We start from the raw sequence: 276 nt of genomic DNA on the forward strand, positions 1-276 counted from the left end.
GTGTAAGTGCAGCGATGCATTGAGCTAACCAGTACTAATGACCCGAGAGGCTTAACCTTACAACACCAAAGGTGTTTTGATTTGAGAGACAGGCTCGAGAGAGTAGATTTTCAGCGGAATGTTCCGGGATTGGTTCGTATGGCGGCGCGGGGGTGAGCAACCCTGATGCGCTGCGGTACGGATGAAACAGAATTTGCCTGGCGGCACTAGCGCGGTGGTCCCACCTGACCCCATGCCGAACTCAGAAGTGAAACGCCGTAGCGCCGATGGTAGTGT

1 rRNA gene is annotated in these 276 nt (G+C 54.3%); it reads left to right on the plus strand.

The window, feature by feature from the left end:
* Positions 1-196 precede the first annotated feature (196 nt).
* Positions 197-276 (plus strand): 5S ribosomal RNA (gene rrf, locus ACOZIO_RS25095); the annotation flags it as partial.

This window comes from Rahnella sp. PD4, assembly GCF_049199325.1.
Lineage (GTDB): Bacteria > Pseudomonadota > Gammaproteobacteria > Enterobacterales > Enterobacteriaceae > Rahnella > Rahnella perminowiae.